This is a genomic window from Thiobacillus denitrificans (assembly GCF_001530125.1).
GTDB lineage: Bacteria > Pseudomonadota > Gammaproteobacteria > Burkholderiales > Thiobacillaceae > Thiobacillus > Thiobacillus denitrificans_C.
Genome location: NZ_LDUG01000082.1, coordinates 1 through 624, shown reverse-complemented (window position 1 = coordinate 624; position 624 = coordinate 1). Strand labels below are relative to the sequence as shown.

At 62.3% G+C, this 624-nt stretch carries 1 protein-coding gene and 1 pseudogene; both read right to left on the bottom strand.

Annotation, left to right across the window (positions count from 1 at the left end):
* Nucleotides 1–342: pseudogene (locus ABW22_RS16515) on the bottom strand (alpha-ketoacid dehydrogenase subunit beta); the annotation flags it as partial.
* A 33-nt stretch (nt 343–375) separates the two neighbouring features.
* The coding region (locus ABW22_RS16510) for a thiamine pyrophosphate-dependent enzyme (RefSeq protein WP_237763399.1) at nt 376–624 on the bottom strand (249 nt) is incomplete at its 5' end.

Here is a 624-nt window from a genome sequence, read left to right as displayed (position 1 = left end):
GATGTTGCCGCCGGACATGTAGATGTTCTTGGCCATGTGGTTGTAGATCATGTCCATGCAGACGCCGAAGAAGTCGACGAACATCAACTCGGCGATGGGGCGCATGCCTGCGGCCGCGGCGCCGATGGCCGTGCCAATGAAGCCGGTTTCCGAAATCGGCGTGTCCATGATCCGGTCCTTGCCGAACTTGGCGAGCAGGCCGCCGGTGGCGCTGAAGATGCCCCCGTACTTGCCCACGTCTTCACCAAGTACAAAAACTTCGGGGTCGCGTTCCATTTCCTGCGCAATGGCTTCCGAGATGGCCTGGGCCATGGTCAGCTTGCGGGTGGCGGGTGCGTTCATGAGAGTTGTCTCCTTGTCAGTACGGGTTTGCGTTCAGGCAAAGACGTGCAGCAGCGCGTCTTCGGGCTTCGGGTAGGGGCTGTTGCGGCCGAAGTCATAGGCCTCGGTGATGCGTTCGGTGACCGCTGCGCGCAGCTTCTGGTCGAGCGCGTCGTTCAGCACGCCCAACTTGCGCAGGTGGTCGCCGAGCTTGGGGATCGGGTCGTTCTTGCGTAGCGCCTCCACCTCGCCTTTGGGGCGGTAGGTTTCGGGGTCACCCTGGAAGTGGCCGAGGTAGCGGTC